This is a genomic window from Paenibacillus wenxiniae, assembly GCF_039822605.1.
Lineage (GTDB): Bacteria > Bacillota > Bacilli > Paenibacillales > Paenibacillaceae > Saccharibacillus > Saccharibacillus wenxiniae.
Genome location: NZ_JBCGUH010000033.1, coordinates 1399 through 2775 on the forward strand (window position 1 = coordinate 1399; position 1377 = coordinate 2775).

The 1377-nt window shown below is 54.3% G+C and carries 1 rRNA gene (only partly in view); it reads left to right on the forward strand.

From position 1 onward, the window contains the following. Positions 1–1369: ribosomal RNA gene (locus tag AAHF22_RS23645) — 23S ribosomal RNA — on the forward strand; its annotated part reaches 1398 nt to the left of the window's first position; the annotation flags it as partial. Positions 1370–1377: the final 8 nt, after the last annotated feature.

A 1377-nucleotide genomic window follows, 5' to 3' on the forward strand; every position in this document is an offset into this window, starting at 1 on the left:
AAGGTCAGGCTGTGATGGGGAGCGAAAATTACAGTAGCGAAGGTCATGATCTCACACTGCCAAGAAAAGCCTCTAGCCAGGAAGCAGGTGCCCGTACCGTAAACCGACACAGGTAGGTGAGAAGAGAATTCTAAGGCGCGCGGAAGAACTCTCGTTAAGGAACTCGGCAAAATGACCCCGTAACTTCGGGAGAAGGGGTGCCCCGGTAGTGTGAATAGCACGAGGGGGCCGCAGTGAAAAGGCCCAAGCGACTGTTTAGCAAAAACACAGGTCTGTGCGAAGCCGCAAGGCGAAGTATACGGGCTGACGCCTGCCCGGTGCTGGAAGGTTAAGGGGAGTGGTTAGCGCAAGCGAAGCTATGAACCGAAGCCCCAGTAAACGGCGGCCGTAACTATAACGGTCCTAAGGTAGCGAAATTCCTTGTCAGGTAAATTCTGACCCGCACGAATGGCGTAACGATTTGGGCGCTGTCTCAACGAGAGATCCGGTGAAATTTTAATACCTGTGAAGATGCAGGTTACCCGCGACAAGACGGAAAGACCCCATGGAGCTTTACTGCAGCTTGATATTGAACTGGGGTGCGATTTGTACAGGATAGGTGGGAGCCTTAGAAGAGGGAGCGCAAGCTTCCTTGGAGGCGCCGTTGGGATACCACCCTGATCGCATCTGAGTTCTAACCTAGTACCGTGATCCGGTACGGGGACCGTGTCAGGTGGGCAGTTTGACTGGGGCGGTCGCCTCCTAAAATGTAACGGAGGCGCCCTAAGGTTCCCTCAGAATGGTTGGAAATCATTCGAAGAGTGCAAAGGCAAAAGGGAGCTTGACTGCGAGACCTACAAGTCGAGCAGGGACGAAAGTCGGGCTTAGTGATCCGGTGGTACCGCATGGAAGGGCCATCGCTCAACGGATAAAAGCTACCCTGGGGATAACAGGCTTATCTCCCCCAAGAGTCCACATCGACGGGGAGGTTTGGCACCTCGATGTCGGCTCATCGCATCCTGGGGCTGAAGTAGGTCCCAAGGGTTGGGCTGTTCGCCCATTAAAGCGGTACGCGAGCTGGGTTCAGAACGTCGTGAGACAGTTCGGTCCCTATCTGTCGTGGGCGTAGGAAATTTGAGAGGAGCTGTCCTTAGTACGAGAGGACCGGGATGGACGCACCGCTGGTGTACCAGTTGTTCCGCCAGGAGCATCGCTGGGTAGCTACGTGCGGAAGGGATAAGCGCTGAAAGCATCTAAGCGTGAAGCCCCCCTCAAGATGAGATTTCCCAGTATGTAAGACCCCTTGAAGACGACGAGGTAGATAGGTTGGAGGTGGAAGTGCAGCAATGCATGGAGCTGACCAATACTAATCGGTCGAGGGCTTATCCTACTTCTAAA